This window comes from Roseateles sp. P5_D6 (assembly GCF_054049415.1).
Window position 1 is genome coordinate 403,816 of record NZ_JBFUMK010000001.1, and the last position, 14,905, is coordinate 418,720.

12 protein-coding genes are annotated in these 14,905 nt (G+C 69.0%); all 12 read left to right on the plus strand.

Going from position 1 to position 14,905, the window contains the following annotated elements; genetic code table 11:
- The first annotated feature begins 6 nt into the window (after positions 1-6).
- Entirely contained in the window at positions 7-462 is a 456-nt protein-coding gene (locus tag ACXJKM_RS01755) for an Rrf2 family transcriptional regulator (protein WP_056197900.1), read from the plus strand.
- Positions 459-791: a metal-sulfur cluster assembly factor gene (locus ACXJKM_RS01760; RefSeq protein ID WP_056197899.1), complete on the plus strand. Its 333-nt coding sequence runs from the start codon at positions 459-461 to the stop codon at positions 789-791. Before ACXJKM_RS01755 ends, ACXJKM_RS01760 begins: the two co-directional genes overlap by 4 nt.
- 8 nt (positions 792-799) lie before the next feature.
- The gene (locus tag ACXJKM_RS01765; protein ID WP_457349852.1) at positions 800-1,897 is read left to right on the plus strand and encodes a hypothetical protein; all 1,098 of its coding nucleotides are present in this window, start codon (positions 800-802) and stop codon (positions 1,895-1,897) included.
- Complete coding sequence (locus tag ACXJKM_RS01770; RefSeq protein ID WP_200955290.1) at positions 1,872-3,062, plus strand: NnrS family protein; 1,191 nt, start codon at positions 1,872-1,874, stop codon at positions 3,060-3,062. The genes ACXJKM_RS01765 and ACXJKM_RS01770 overlap by 26 nt, the downstream gene beginning before the upstream one ends.
- A 17-nt stretch (positions 3,063-3,079) precedes the next feature.
- Positions 3,080-3,748, plus strand: coding sequence for a hypothetical protein (locus tag ACXJKM_RS01775; protein WP_457349854.1), 669 nt, complete (start codon positions 3,080-3,082; stop codon positions 3,746-3,748).
- Positions 3,745-3,960, plus strand: coding sequence for a DUF3079 domain-containing protein (locus tag ACXJKM_RS01780; protein WP_057296394.1), 216 nt, complete (start codon positions 3,745-3,747; stop codon positions 3,958-3,960). Before ACXJKM_RS01775 ends, ACXJKM_RS01780 begins: the two co-directional genes overlap by 4 nt.
- A gap of 62 nt (positions 3,961-4,022) precedes the next feature.
- On the plus strand, positions 4,023-5,891 hold the full coding sequence (locus ACXJKM_RS01785; protein WP_457349856.1) for a type IV pili methyl-accepting chemotaxis transducer N-terminal domain-containing protein: 1,869 nt from the start codon (positions 4,023-4,025) through the stop codon (positions 5,889-5,891).
- Positions 5,888-6,553 carry a response regulator gene (locus ACXJKM_RS01790; protein ID WP_457349858.1) on the plus strand — a complete coding sequence of 222 codons (666 nt, stop codon included), beginning with the start codon at positions 5,888-5,890 and terminating at the stop codon, positions 6,551-6,553. Before ACXJKM_RS01785 ends, ACXJKM_RS01790 begins: the two co-directional genes overlap by 4 nt.
- A 127-nt stretch (positions 6,554-6,680) precedes the next feature.
- Positions 6,681-7,946: an MFS transporter gene (locus ACXJKM_RS01795; protein ID WP_457323009.1), complete on the plus strand. Its 1,266-nt coding sequence runs from the start codon at positions 6,681-6,683 to the stop codon at positions 7,944-7,946.
- A 20-nt stretch (positions 7,947-7,966) separates the two neighbouring features.
- Positions 7,967-9,577 (plus strand): MFS transporter, encoded by a 1,611-nt coding sequence (locus tag ACXJKM_RS01800; RefSeq protein ID WP_457349860.1) that lies wholly within the window; start codon positions 7,967-7,969, stop codon positions 9,575-9,577.
- A gap of 178 nt (positions 9,578-9,755) precedes the next feature.
- Positions 9,756-11,093 (plus strand): MFS transporter, encoded by a 1,338-nt coding sequence (locus ACXJKM_RS01805; RefSeq protein ID WP_457349862.1) that lies wholly within the window; start codon positions 9,756-9,758, stop codon positions 11,091-11,093.
- 11 nt (positions 11,094-11,104) lie between these two features.
- Positions 11,105-14,896 (plus strand): nitrate reductase subunit alpha, encoded by a 3,792-nt coding sequence (locus ACXJKM_RS01810; RefSeq protein ID WP_457349864.1) that lies wholly within the window; start codon positions 11,105-11,107, stop codon positions 14,894-14,896.
- The last annotated feature ends 9 nt before the right edge of the window (positions 14,897-14,905 follow it).

Consider the following 14,905-nt stretch of genomic DNA (forward strand, 5'->3'; position numbering starts at 1 on the left):
TGAAAGATGAGACTCACCGCCTTCACCGACTACAGCCTGCGCGTGCTGATGTTCCTGGCCGCCGAGCCCGACCGGCGGGCCACGGTGGGCGAGATCTGCGCGGCCTTCGACGTGAAGGCCAACCACCTCACCAAGGTCGTGCACCACCTGGCCAAGCGCGGCTGGGTGAGCACCGTGCGCGGCAAGGGCGGCGGCCTCACGCTGGCCCGGCCGGCGGCGCAGATCCGCATCGGCGAGGTTGTGCGCGACACCGAGGGCCAGGCCCTGCCGGCCGAGTGCTTCTCGGCCGAGGCCAGCCATTGCGCCATCGTCAGCCACTGCCGGCTCAAGGGCGTGCTGGGCGAGGCGGTGCAGGCCTTTCACGCCGTGCTGGACCGCTACACGCTGGCCGACATCACGGCCAACCGTCAGCAGTTGGTACAGCTGCTGCACTTCATGGCGCCGGCGAGGTCGGCGCCATGACGGGCATGGCCTATCCCTACGAAGGGCCGGAGGAACTTCGGCAACCCATCCTGGCGGCGCTGCGCCGCGTGGTGGACCCCGAAGTGGCGATGTCCATCGTCGATGTCGGCCTGGTCTACGGCGTGACCGTCGAGGCCGAGCGCGTCAAGGTGCTGCTGACCATGACCTCGGCCGCCTGCCCGGTGGTGGACGTCATCGTCGACGACGCCTGCACCGAGCTCGACAAGGTCGTGCCGGTCGACCAGCGCATCCATGTCGAGGTGGTGTGGGAGCCGCCCTGGACGACCGATCGCATGAGCGACCGGGCCAAAGCCTTCATGGGCTGGTAGGGCAGGGGATGCGACGCGCTCCGGGTCTGCTGCCGCGACTGGCCTTCGCGGGCCTCGCGGTGGTGGCTCTGGTGGCCGGCATTGCCGGCGGCCTGGTGCGAGCCGGGGTCGCCGTGCCCGTGGCGAGCGCGGCCGTCGCTACCCATGCCTTCCTGATGGTCTGCGCCTTCATGGGCACCGTCATCGGCATCGAGCGCGCCGTGGCCTTGAAGCATCCGGCGGGTTTTGCTGGCCCGCTCGCCTCGGGCGCTGCGGGCCTGGTGATGCTCTCCGGCGCGCCAGGCCTGGCCGCATGGCTGGCCGCGGGCGCGTCGCTGGCCTTTGTCGGCGTGAACCTGGCCGTGGTCAGGCGGCAGCGGGCCGCGCACACGCTGCTGTTGCTCGCCGGCGCAGTAGCCTGGGCGGCCGGCAGCCTGCTGCACGCGCTCGGCCTGATGGCCGGCGCCGTGGTGCCGCTGTGGTTCTGCTTCCTCGTGTTCACCATCGCCGCCGAGCGGCTGGAGATGACGCGGCTGATGCGCCGCCATGCCGGCGCCGGCCCGGCCTTGCTTGCCATCCTGGCCGTGGCTGCCTGTGGCGCGGTGTTGTCCGGCCTTGTCGCTGACGTGGGCGGCCTGCTGTATGGCTTGTCTCTGGCAGCGCTCGCCAGTTGGCTCGCGGTGTTCGACATCGCACGCCGCACGGTCCGCGCCGCGGGGCTGAGCCGCTACATGGCCCTGTGCCTGCTCACCGGCTACTTCTGGCTGGCCGTTGCCGGCCTGGCCTGGGCGGGCACGGCGCTGGGCCTGCCGTGGCGCGACGCCGCTCTGCATGGCCTCGCGCTGGGCTTCGTCTTCAGCATGGTGTTCGGCCATGCCCCGGTCATCCTCCCCGCCGTCGCCCGCGTGAAGCTGGCGTTCGGCTGGCCTTTCTACCTGCCACTGGCGCTGCTGCATGCGTCGCTGGCCGTGCGTCTCGGCGGCCGGTTCGACGCCCGACTGACGGCCGCAGGTGCCACCGGCAACGCGCTGGCCATCGCTGCATTCGTGCTGACGCTGGCTGGAGCAGCCATCGCCTGGCGAGCTCAACGGAAACCAACACATGATGCCCTTGCTGAGAATCGATGAGCCCCCGCCGGCCGCGCCCGCGGGCTTTGCACTGTTCGCGCTGGGCTTTCGGCCCTTCTACCTGCTGGCCAGCGTGTTTGCCGCGCTGTCCGTGCCGCTGTGGGCGCTGCAGTTCTCGGGTCTGCTGGGCCACGCCTATCTGGCCGGCCCGATCTGGCATGCCCACGAGATGCTGTTCGGCTTCACGCTGGCCGTCATCGTCGGCTTCCTGTTCACGGCCGGCCGCAACTGGACCAACCTGCCCACACCCACCGGCTGGAAGCTTGCCGCGCTTGCCGCGCTGTGGGTCGCCGCCCGCGTGCTGGTGCTGACGCCTTTTGCGCTGGCCGCTGCCGTTGCCAACGTCGCCTTCCCGCTGGCCGCGGCCATCAGCCTGGCCTTGCCTTTCGTGAAGGCTGGCAGCCGGCGCAACTACTTCTTCATCGGCCTGCTCGCGCTGCTGGCGCTCGCCGCCGGCTGCGTGCACCTGGCGCAGTTCGGCGTCGACTTGGTGCCCGGCTGGCTAGGCATCCAGGTGGCGCTGGACGTGGTGCTCTTCATCCTGGCCGTCATGGGCGGGCGCGTCATCCCGATGTTCACGAACAACGGCGTGCCAGGTGCTGGCGCGAGCCGCAACGCATGGGCCGAAAGGGCGGCGCTCGGCGGCGTGCTGGCCCTGCTGGCTGCCGATGTCGGGGGCTTGCACGGCTGGCCGCTGGCTGCTCTCACGACCACCGTCAGCGCGGCTCATGCGTGGCGCTGGGCGTTGTGGCGGCCCTGGCGCACGCTGCGTGCGCCGCTGGTGTGGGTGCTGCACCTGGCCTACCTGTGGGTGCCGGTGCATCTGCTGCTGCGCGCGCTGGCCGAAGCCGGCTGGCTGATGCCGTCGCTGGCCACGCATGCGCTCACCGTGGGCGCCGTCGGCGGCCTCGTCATCGGCATGATGACCCGCACCGCGCGTGGCCACACCGGTCGGCCCTTGAAGGCTGACCGCTTCGAGGTCGCCTGCTATCTGCTGGTTGCCGCCGCGGCCGCCGTGCGCGTGCTTCTGCCTTTGATCGCGCCTGCCCAGATCGTCCACGCGGCCCTGGCCTCGGCGCTGCTGTGGTCGGCGGGCTTTGGCCTGTACGCGGTGCGCTACTGGCCGGTGCTGTCCCGCCCGCGCCTCGACGGCCGACCCGGCTGAAATCAACGAGACCCAACATGAAACTACCCAGCTACTTTGACGAAGTCCCCCGCCTCACGATGCAGGACCCGCTGGCCCGCGTGCTGGGCTGCGCCGAGGACGGCATCCTCGACTACGGCTTCGCCGACGCCGTGCGGCTGACGGGCCATTCCTGCGTGGCCGTCGCGTCGGCCTACTGGCTGACCTGGCTGGCGCTGGAGCAGCTCTACCCGGACGGCCTGCCGCAGCGCGGCGGCATCAAGGTGGAGTTCCGCGACGATGCGCGCTCCGGGGGGACCGGTGTCGTCGCGACGGTCGTGCAGATGCTCACGGGTGCGGCGGGTGGGTCCGGCTTCAAGGGCCTGGGTGGGCGCTTCAGCCGGGCCGGCCTGATCCGCAGCAAGCCCGACCTGGTGCTGGCGCTGCGCTTCACCCGGCTCGACACGCAGGCCGCCGTGGACGTGGGCGTGGACACGACCTCCCTGCCGGGACAGGCGGAACTGGATGTGCTGGTGGCGCTTCTCGCCTCCGGCAAGGCGGCGCCTCAGGACGAGAAAGACCTCGGCGAGCTGTGGCAGGCGCGCGTGCGCTCGCTGCTGCTGGAACGCGGGCGTGATCGCACTGTCTTCATGGTCCGGCCGGTGCATCGTCTGGGCGGCGCGGCCGGCCTTCCCCACAGCCCGGAGGCCGCGGAGGCGTTCGCGTGAGCCGGAGGTTCCCGATCCGGCCGGCGAACCCCGGGCGCATCTGCTGGGGCTGCGACCGCTATTGCTCGGCCGATGCGCTGCAATGCGGCAACGGCTCGGTGGCCACGCCGCATCCGAGCGAGCTGTTCGGCGACGACTGGATGAACTGGGGCCTGGACGCCCCTGCGGCCGCGGCCGAACCCGCCGGGCCAGCGGGAACGGTGGCGGAGTGATTCGTCGCCGCGCTTGCGCGAGATCAAGCTCACGCGGGAACGGCCTGCCCAGAATCCGCCGCATGTCCAAAGGCTGGAATCGCGCCCGTCTCGCCACCAAGGTCGGCATCCTCGGAGCCGCCTTGCTGTGCATCGCGCTGGGCTCGATCGGCCTGACGCTGTGGATAGGCTGGCAGCTCGAAGGCGGCGCGGCGGCGGTCAACGAAGCGGGGCGGCTGCGCATGCAGACCTGGCGCCTCGCCCACCAAAGCGTCGGTGCCGGCAGCGATGCCCTGCGCCCGCTCACCCAGGCCTATGACGCCTCCCTGCAGCTGCTGGTGGACGGCGACCCCGCGCGGCCCCTCTTCCTGCCTCGCGATGAGCACACCCTGCAGGCCTGGCGCGGCGTGCGCGAGGGCTGGCAGCAGCTGAAGTCGACCGCGGTCGATGGCCTGCCGGCGCCCACCGGCGCGCAGGCCGAGGCCCAGGTGCAGCGCATCGACGTCCTCGTCGACGCCGTCGAGGCGCGCATGGCAGGCTGGAGCTCGCTGCTGTCCAGCGTGCAGCTGGCGCTCGTCGGCATGGCCATCGCCGCGGCCCTGATCTTCCTGTACGCCTCGCACCTCGTCGTGTTCGCGCCGGTGGACCGGCTGCGCCGCGGCCTGCAGGCGCTGGAGCAGGGCGCGCTTGGCGCCCGCGTGGCCGAGGACTCGCAGGACGAATTCGGCGACCTGGCGCGCGGCTTCAACCGCATGGCGCAGCGCCTTGAGGCCGTCTACCAGGGCATGGCCGATGAAGTGCGTGCCAAGACGGCCGACCTGCGCCTGGAGCAGCAGCGGCTGGCCACGCTGTACGAGGCCACGTCCTTCGCCGCGGGGGCGTCGTCGGTGCGCGACCTGGGCGCGGGTTTTGCCGAGCGCATGCGCCGCGCGGCCGGCGCCGATGCCGTCGCGATGCGCTGGCTGGACCCGAGCCAGCAGCGCATGGTGCTGCTGGCTTCGCAGGGCATGCCGCCCGCGATGGCCGAGGCCGAACGCTGCGTGACGCCTGGCGCCTGCCATTGCGGCAGCCCCGAGCCTCATGCCAACGTCATCCCCATCACCCGCGAGAGCGATCACAGGTCGCACTGCGCCAAGGCCGGCTTCGTCGCCGTGACGGCGGTGGCGTTGACGGTGCAGGGCCGCGTGATGGGCGAGGTCGACCTGCTGTTTCGCGACCCGCCCCAGCCCAGCCAGGCCGACCGCGAGTTGCTGGACAGCCTGGCGAGTCACCTGGCCAGCGCCATGGACAGCCTGCGCAGCGAGGCGTTGCAGCGCGAAGCCGCTGTGGCCGAGGAGCGCGGCATGCTGGCCCGCGAGATGCACGATTCCATCGCGCAAAGCCTGGCCTTCATGAAGATCCAGCTGCAACTGCTGAAGGACGCGCAGCGGGGCGGCAAGGCCGATGCAGCCGTGCGCCTCATCGACGAGCTGGAGCTGGGCCTGAAGGAATGCACGGCCGACGTGCGGGCGCTGCTGATGCATTTCCGCACCCGCACCGATGGCGACGACCTGCTGCCCGCGCTGCAGCAGACGCTGCAGAAGTTCCGCCTGCAAAGCGGCCTGCAGGCCGAGCTGGAGGTGGACGGCCACGGCGCACCGCTGCCGGCCGACGTGCAGGTGCAGCTGCTGCACGTGGTACAGGAGGCGTTGGCCAATGTGCGCAAGCACGCCCAGGCCAGCCAGGTCCACGTGCGGCTGGCGCACCAGCCGCACTGGCAGATCGACGTGCGCGACGACGGCCGTGGATTCGACATGGCCCTGGACTCGCCCGACGACAGCCACGTCGGGCTGCGCATCATGCGCGAGCGCGCCGCCAAGGTGGGTGCCGCCGTGGCGCTGGAATCCCAACCCGGGCGAGGCACGCTGGTGCGTGTCTCCCTGCCCGAATACGAGACGGCCAATACATCATGAATACCGAACCCATCCGCGTCCTTGTCGTTGACGACCACACGCTGTTCCGCCGCGGCCTGATCGCGCTGCTGGCCACGCAGTCGCAGCTGCAGGTCGTTGGCGAGGCCGGAGACGCCGGTGCGGCCGAGCGCCTGGCGGCCGAATTGCAACCCCAGGTCATCCTGCTGGACAACCACCTGCCCGGCGTCACCGGCGTGCAGGCCCTGCCGGCGCTGAAGGCGGCCGCGCCGGGTGCCCAGGTGCTGATGCTGACGATGAGCGAGTCGGAGGCCGACCTGGGCGCGGCCCTGCGCGCCGGCGCCTGCGGCTATCTGCTGAAGACGGCGGACAACCACGAGCTGACCCAGGCCATCGAGCGCGCGGTGCGAGGCGTGTCCAGCTTCAGCGCCGAGATGGCCGGCAAGCTGGCCACGGCCTTCCGCCACGAAGCTGAGGCAGCGTCCACCGCCGTCACCGCACCGCCCGACCCCCTGGGCACGCTGTCGCCGCGCGAGCGCGAGATCGTCGACCTGATCGCCCGCGGCGATTCCAACAAGCACATCGCGCGCGAGCTCGGCATCGCCGAGACGACGGTGAAGATCCACGTGCAGCACTTGCTGCGCAAGCTGGACCTGGACTCGCGCGTGCAGGCCGCCGTGCTGGTGACGCAGCAACGCGCGTAGTTCTTTAGGACGAGGCCGCCCGGGTCGTCGTCCTCCCTGCGGGCGGTGCCCCGCTGCCCCTCTGGTGAATGTGCGGCGCGCAGGCTGCGCGGGACAGTCTCCTCATGTTCACTGAGGAGGAAACCGCATGACTGCGCCCCCTGTCGACCGCAAGGCCTGGTCGGTGCTGATCGTCAGCACCTTGGCCTTCACCGTCTGCTTCATGGTCTGGATGATGTTCGGCGTCATCGGCATCCCCATCAAGAAGCAGCTCGGCCTCAACGCCACCGAATTCGGCCTGCTGACGGCCATGCCGGTGCTGACCGGCTCTCTCGTGCGCGTGCCGCTGGGCATCTGGACGGACCGTTATGGCGGCCGCATCGTGCTCACGCTGCTGATGCTCGCCACCGTGCCGGCCATCTGGCTGATGGCCTACGCGACGCAGTACTGGCATTTCCTCGTCATCGGGCTCTTCGTCGGCCTGGCGGGCGGCTCCTTCTCGGTGGGCACGCCCTACGTCGCGCGCTGGTTCCCCAAGAGCCGCCAGGGCATGGCCATGGGCGTCTACGGTGCCGGCAACTCCGGCTCGGCGGTCAACAAGTTCATCGCCCCGGTGCTGCTGGTCGGCTTCGGCTGGGCCATGGTGCCCCAGGTCTATGCGGCCATCATGGCCGGCACCGTCGTGCTGTTCTGGCTGTTCAGCAGCAGCAACCCGGCCCACCTCGTCACCAGCAACGTCAGCTTTCGCGAGCAGCTGAAGGCGCTGAAGGACCCGCGTGTGCTGAAGTACTGCCAGTACTACAGCATCGTGTTTGGCGGCTATGTGGCGCTGGCGCTGTGGATGGTGCAGTACTACGTCGGCGAGTTCAGCCTGGATATCCGCGTGGCCGCGCTGCTGGCGGCCTGCTTCAGCCTGCCCGGCGGCGTGCTGCGCGCCATCGGCGGCCTGCTGTCGGACAAGTACGGCGCCCACAAGGTCACCTGGTGGGTGCTGTGGGTGAGCTGGATCTGCCTGTTCCTGCTGAGCTACCCGCAGACCGACTTCACCATCGTGACGCTGGCCGGCGCCAAGACCTTCCACATCGGCCTTAACGTCTACACCTTCACCGCGCTGATGGCCGTGCTGGGCGTGGCCTGGGCCTTTGGCAAGGCCTCGGTCTTCAAGTACATCAGCGACGACTACCCCGGCAACATCGGCGCCATCAGCGGCATCGTCGGCCTGGCCGGCGGCTTGGGCGGCTTCGTGCTGCCCATCCTGTTCGGCGCGCTGCTGGACCTGACCGGCATCCGCTCCAGCGCCTTCATGTTGATGTACGGCGTCGTCTGGGTCTCGCTGATCTGGATGTACTGGACCGAGGTGCGCCGCACCGAAGTCATGGGCCGCAACGCGCCCGAATTCCACCTCGCCGGCTGAGCGCCGAAAGGACCCGCATCATGAGCAAGAACGACATCGCGGACTGGCGCCCCGAGGACGACGCCTTCTGGGAAAGCACCGGCAAGCGCATCGCCTACCGCAACCTGTGGATCTCCATCCCGGCCCTGCTGTGCGGCTTCGCCGTCTGGGGCATGTGGGGCATCATCGCCGTGCAGATGCTCAACCTGGGCTTCCCCTTCACCCAGGCCGAGCTCTTCACGCTGACGGCCATCGCCGGCATTTCGGGCGCGACGATGCGCATCCCGGCCTCTTTCCTGATCCGCATGGCCGGCGGGCGCAACACCATCTTCCTCACCACGGCCATGCTGCTGGCGCCGGCCATCGGCACCGGCATGGCCTTGCAGCACAAGGACTGGCCGCTGTGGGCCTTCCAGCTGATGGCGCTGTGGTCGGGCGTGGGCGGCGGCAACTTTGCGTCATCGATGTCCAACATCAACACCTTCTTCCCCAAGCGCCTGCAGGGCACGGCGCTGGGCCTGAACGCGGGCCTCGGGAACTTCGGCGTGACGACGATGCAGGTCGTCATTCCGCTGGTCATGACGGTCAGCTTTTTCGGTCTGAGCGGCGACCCGATGACGCTGGTGAAGGCCAGCGGCTGGATCTTCGGCAAGATCCCGGCCGGCACGCAGACCTGGATCCAGAACGCCGGCTTCGCCTGGCTGCTGTCGCTGGTGCCGCTGTCCATCCTGTGCTGGTTCGGCATGAACAACCTGAAGACGGTGACGCCCAACGCGGGTCATCCGGTGGTTGCCTTCCTGAAGATCACCTACCTGTACTCGCTCGCATTCCTGCCGACCATCGGCATGCTCTATCTATACCTGCCGGCGCCGACGGGCCTGGGCCTGCTCAGCATGTGGGTGGCCATCCCGCTGGACATCATTGCGGCGCTGCTCGTCATGCGCCTGGCTGCCTTCGGCGCGATGAAGGAGAACGTGGCCAAGCAGTTCGCCATCTTCCGCAACAAGCACACCTGGAGCCTGACGGCGCTGTACGTCGTCACCTTCGGCAGCTTCATCGGCTTCTCCATGGCTCTGCCACTGGCGATCACGGTGATCTTCGGCTTCCAGCATGTGCCTGACGCTGCCGGTGTGCTCGCGCACACGCTGAAGAACCCGAACGCCCCATCTGCACTGACCTATGCCTGGATCGGCCCCTTCATCGGCGCCGCGGTGCGGCCCGTCGGCGGCTGGATCTCGGACAAGGTCGGCGGCTCCATCGTCACGCAGGTCATCTCTGCGGTCATGGTGTTCGCGTCCGCCGCGGTCGGCTATGTCATGCAGCAGGCCTATGGCTCGGCCACGCCGGAGCAGTTCTTCCCGGCCTTCATGGGCCTGATGGTGCTGCTGTTCGCGGCCAGCGGCGTGGGCAATGGCTCCACCTTCCGCTCGGTGGGCGTCATCTTCGACCGAACCCAGGCCGGCCCCGTGCTCGGCTGGACGTCGGCCGTCGCGGCCTATGGCGCCTTCGTCGCGCCGGTGCTGATCGGCGAGCAGATCAAGGCCGGCACGCCGCAGTTCGCCTTCTACGGCTTCGCGGCCTTCTATGCCGTCTGCCTGGTGCTGAACTGGTGGTTCTATCTGCGCCGTGGCGCGGAGGTCAAGAACCCCTGAGGCGAGCCCAAGACTGCTCACGAAGGCCCGAAGGCATCGCCTTCGGGCCTTCTTGCTTTTCAGGCCCGGCGCGCGCGCCTCCTCCGAAAGAACGATGCCTGCCGCCTCCCACCTCCTCCTTCCGCGCCGGTCCTACCCGACCGGCGGTGGATGGGCAGAGAAGCCCCCGCCGCGGAGCATGACCATCGTGCCAAAGACCCTCTCACTTCCACTGCGCTGGAATCCGGAAGACCCGGATTTCTGGACCGGCCATGGCCGGGCGGTGGCGCTGCGCAACCTGTGGATCGCCGTTCCCGCGCTGGCGCTGTCGTTCGCGGTGTGGATGCTGTGGTCGGTGCTCGTCGTGCACCTGCCGGCGGCGGGTTTTCGCTACAGCACCAACCAGCTGTTCTGGCTGAGCGCGCTGCCGGCTCTGTGCGGCGCCACTTTGCGCATCTTCTACGGCTTCGCGGTGCGCTGGGTCGGCGGGCGCCGCTGGACGGCCTTGTCCACGGCCAGCCTGTTGCTGCCCGCCGGCGGTATCGCGCTGGCGGTGCAGGACCCTGCCACGCCCTACGAATGGATGGTGGTGCTGTCCCTGCTGTGCGGCCTGGGCGGCGCCAATTTCGCCAGCGGCATGGCCCACATCAGCGCCTGCTTTCCGGTGCGCGAGCAGGGCAGGGCGCTGGGCCTGGGCGCCGGCTTCGCCCACCTGGGCGTCGGCCTGGTGCAATGGGCCGTGCCGGTGGTCATTACGCTGGATCTCTTCGGCCTGCCAGCTCAATCGGGCGGCCTGTGGCTGGCCAATGCCGGCCTGGTGTGGTTGCCGCTGATCGCGCTCGCCAGCATGGCGGCCTGGTTCGGCATGGACGACCTGCCCTCGGCCGGCGTCGGCATGGCCGAGCAGGCCCAGCTCTTCACGCACCGCCACAGCTGGCTGATGAGCTGGCTCTACCTGGGCAGCTTCGGCAGCTTCATCGGCTTCGCGGCGGCCGGCCCGCTGCTGTTGCGCAGCCAGTTCCCCGGCTTCGAGGGCGCGCAGCACCTGGTGTGGCTGGGTCCGTTGCTGGGCGCGCTGGCGCGGCCGCTGGGCGGCTGGGTGGCCGACGACTTCGGCGGCGCGCGCGTCAGCCTGGCCTGCTTCGGCGGGCTGGCGCTGGGCGTCGTCGGTGTGCTGGCCAGCCTCGGCATGGAAGGCGGCGCTTGGCTGTTCGGCGCCAGCTTCCTGCTGCTCTTTGTCGCCGCCGGCATCGCCAACGGCAGCACCTTCCGCATGGTGCCGCTGGGCTTCGTGCGCGAGGCACAGCAGAGCCAGCGCCCATTGCCCGAAGCGCAGGCCCAGGGCGCCGCGGCACTCGGCCTGTGCTCAGCCGTCGGTGCCTACGGCGGCTTCTTCATTCCCAAGAGTTTTGGCAGCGCGATCACGCTGGCCGGCGGCCCCGAGGCCGCGCTCTATTGCTTCCTGGCGTTCTACCTGAGCTGCATGGCCATCTGCTGGTGGTTCTACGGCCGGCGCCACGCTCCCCTGTCCTGCTAACGGAGAAATCAATGTCCCATTTCCTGGATCGACTGACCGCCTTCCAGCTGCCCAAGGAGGTCTTCGCCGGTGGCCACGGCGTGAGCACCGGCGAGGACCGCACCTGGGAGGACGCCTACCGCAACCGCTGGGCGCACGACAAGATCGTGCGCAGCACGCACGGCGTGAACTGCACCGGCTCCTGCTCATGGAAGATCTACGTCAAGGGCGGCATCGTCACCTGGGAGACCCAGCAGACCGACTACCCGCGCACCCGCCCCGAGCTGCCCAACCACGAGCCGCGCGGCTGCGCGCGGGGCGCGAGCTACAGCTGGTATCTCTACAGCGCCAACCGCGTGAAGTACCCGATGGTGCGCGGCCGCCTGCTCAAGCGCTGGCGCGAGGCGCTGGCGGTCTCGAAGAGCCCGGTCGATGCCTGGGCGCTGATCCAGAGCGACGAGAGCGCGCGGCGCGACTACCAGCAGCTGCGCGGCATGGGCGGCTTCGTGCGCTCCACCTGGGACGAGGTCAACGAGCTGATCGCCGCGGCCAATGTCTACACGATCAAGCAGCACGGCCCGGACCGCGTCATCGGCTTCTCGCCCATTCCGGCGATGAGCATGGTGAGCTATGCGGCCGGCAGCCGCTACCTGAGCCTGATCGGCGGCGTCTGCATGAGCTTCTACGACTGGTACTGCGACCTGCCGCCGGCCAGCCCGCAGGTCTGGGGCGAGCAGACCGACGTGCCCGAATCGGCCGATTGGTACAACAGCAACTACATCATTGCCTGGGGCAGCAACGTGCCGCAGACGCGCACGCCGGACGCCCACTTCTTCACCGAGGTGCGCTACAAGGGCGCCAAGACGGTGGCGGTGACGCCCGACTACTCCGAGGTCGCCAAGCTGGCCGACCTGTGGCTGCACCCCAAGCAGGGAACCGACGCGGCACTGGCCATGGCCATGGGCCACGTCGCTCTCAACGAGTTCTATTTCAAGGAGCGCAGCCCCTATTTCGACGACTACGCGCGTCGCTACACCGACCTGCCGCTGCTCGTCATGCTGGAAGAGCAGACCCTGCCCGACGGCCGCAAGACCCGCGTGCCCGGCCGCTACCTGCGCGCCAGCGACCTGGCCGGCCAGATGGGCCAGAGCAACAACCCGGAGTGGAAGACGCTGGCCTACGACGCCGCCGGCCGCCTGGTGCTGCCCCACGGCTCCATCGGCTTCCGCTGGGGTGCGGAAGGGCGCGACGACACCGGCAAGTGGAACCTCGAAGCCAGGGAAGCCGAGGGTGGCGGTGACGTCAAGCTCAAGCTCTCCCTCGTCGAGGACGGCGAGCAGGCGCACGACATCGTCGACGTTGCCTTCCCCTATTTCGCCGGCAGCGCCAGCGAGCACTTCACGCCCAACCCGCAGCAGGACGGCGTCAGCCACTGCGCCCGCGTGCCGGCCACCACGCTGAAGACGCAGGACGGCGAGGTGCTTGTCGCCACCGTCTTCGACCTGCAGGCCGCCCAGTACGGCATCGACCGCGGCTTCGGCTCGGGTGCCGCGAGCTACGACGACAACGCCCCCTACACGCCCGCCTGGCAGGAAGCCATCACCGGGGTGCCGCGCGCGCAGGTCATCCGCGTGGGGCGCGAGTTCGCCGAGAACGCGCACAAGACCAAGGGCAAGTCGATGATCATCATCGGCGCCGCGATGAACCACTGGTACCACTGCGACATGAACTACCGCGGTGTCATCAACCTCCTGATGATGTGCGGCTGCATCGGCCAGAGCGGTGGCGGCTGGGCGCATTACGTCGGCCAGGAGAAGCTGCGCCCGCAGACCGGCTGGACGGCGCTGGCCTTCGCGCTGGACTGGATCCGGCCGCCGCGCCAGATGAACAGCACCAGCTTCTTCTACGCCCACACCGACCAGTGGCGCTACGAGAAGCTGAACGTGGACGAGGTGCTGTCACCACTGGCGACCGAGGCCGAGCGTGCCGAGTTCGCCGGCAGCCTGATCGACTGCAATGTGCGCGCCGAGCGCATGGGCTGGCTGCCCAGCGCGCCGCAGCTCAAGACCAACCCGATGCAGGTGGTGAAGGATGCCGCTGCCGCCGGCATGGAGCCCAAGGACTACGTCGTGCGCGGCCTGCGCGACGGCTCGCTGCAGATGAGCTGCGAAGACCCCGACGCGCCGCAGAACTGGCCGCGCAACATGTTCGTCTGGCGCTCCAACCTGCTGGGCTCCAGCGGCAAGGGCCACGAGTATTTCTGCAAGCACCTGCTCGGCACCGAGAACGGCGTGCAGGGCAAGGACCTCGGCGTGGACGACGCCAAGCCCAACGAAGTGCGCTGGCATGCCCAAGCGCCGCAGGGCAAGCTGGACCTGCTCGTGACGCTGGACTTCCGCATGAGCACGACCTGCCTGTACAGCGACATCGTGCTGCCCACCGCCAGCTGGTACGAGAAGAACGACCTCAACACCAGCGACATGCACCCCTTCATCCACCCGCTGTCCGCGGCCGTGGACCCGGTCTGGCAGTCGCGCAGTGACTGGGAGATCTACAAGGGTTTCGCCAAAGCCTTCAGCAAGGTCTGCATCGGCCACCTGGGCGTGGAGAAGGAAGTCGTCCTGTCGCCGCTGATGCACGACACGCCGGCCGAGCTCGCCCAGCCCTTCGGCGTGAAGGACTGGAAGAAGGGCGAGTGCGACCTCATCCCCGGCAAGACGGCGCCCACCATCGCCGTCGTCGAGCGCGACTACCCGGCCACGTTTGAGCGCTTCACGGCGCTCGGCCCGCTGATGGAGAAGCTGGGCAACGGCGGCAAGGGCATTGGCTGGGACACCAAGACGGAGGTGGCCCAGCTCGCCGAGCTCAACGGCGTGAACGCCGAAGGCCGCGCCCGCATCGTCAGCGACATCGACGCCTGCGAGGTCATCCTGCAACTCGCGCCCGAGACCAACGGCCACGTCGCGGTGAAGGCCTGGGAAGCCCAGGGCCGGGCCACCGGCCGCGAGCACGTGCACCTGGCCCTGCACCGCGAGGATGAGAAGATCCGCTACCGCGACATTCAGGCGCAGCCGCGCAAGATCATCAGCTCACCGACCTGGAGCGGGCTGGAGAGCGAGAAGGTCTCCTACAACGCCGGCTACACCAACGTGCATGAACTGATTCCATGGCGCACGCTGACCGGCCGCCAGCAGTTCTACCAGGACCACGCCTGGATGCGCGCCTTCGGCGAGGGCTTCAGCAGCTACCGCCCGCCGGTGGACCTGAAGACGACGGCCGGCATCCAGAACATCAAGCCCAACGGCAACCGCGAGATCGTGCTGAACTTCATCACGCCGCACCAGAAGTGGGGCATCCACAGCACCTACAGCGACAACCTGCTGATGCTGACGCTCAACCGCGGCGGTCCCGTCATCTGGCTTAGCGAGGACGACGCGAAAAGCGCCGGCATCGAAGACAACGACTGGGTGGAGCTGTTCAACATCAACGGCGCCATCGCGGCCCGTGCGGTGGTGAGCCAGCGCGTGAACCCCGGCATGACGCTGATGTACCACGCGCAGGAAAAGATCATCAACACGCCCGGCAGCGAGATCACCGGCGTGCGTGGGGGCATCCACAACTCGGTGACGCGCATCGTCACCAAGCCCACCCACATGATCGGCGGCTACGCCCAGTACAGCTACGGCTTCAACTACTACGGAACCATTGGCACCAACCGCGACGAGTTCGTCGTGGTGCGCAAGATGAAAAAGGTGGACTGGCTCGACACCCCGCGTGACGACCACCTCGCCGCGGCCTACCAGGCCCAAGGCGAAAACCCCTGAGAACCCGAG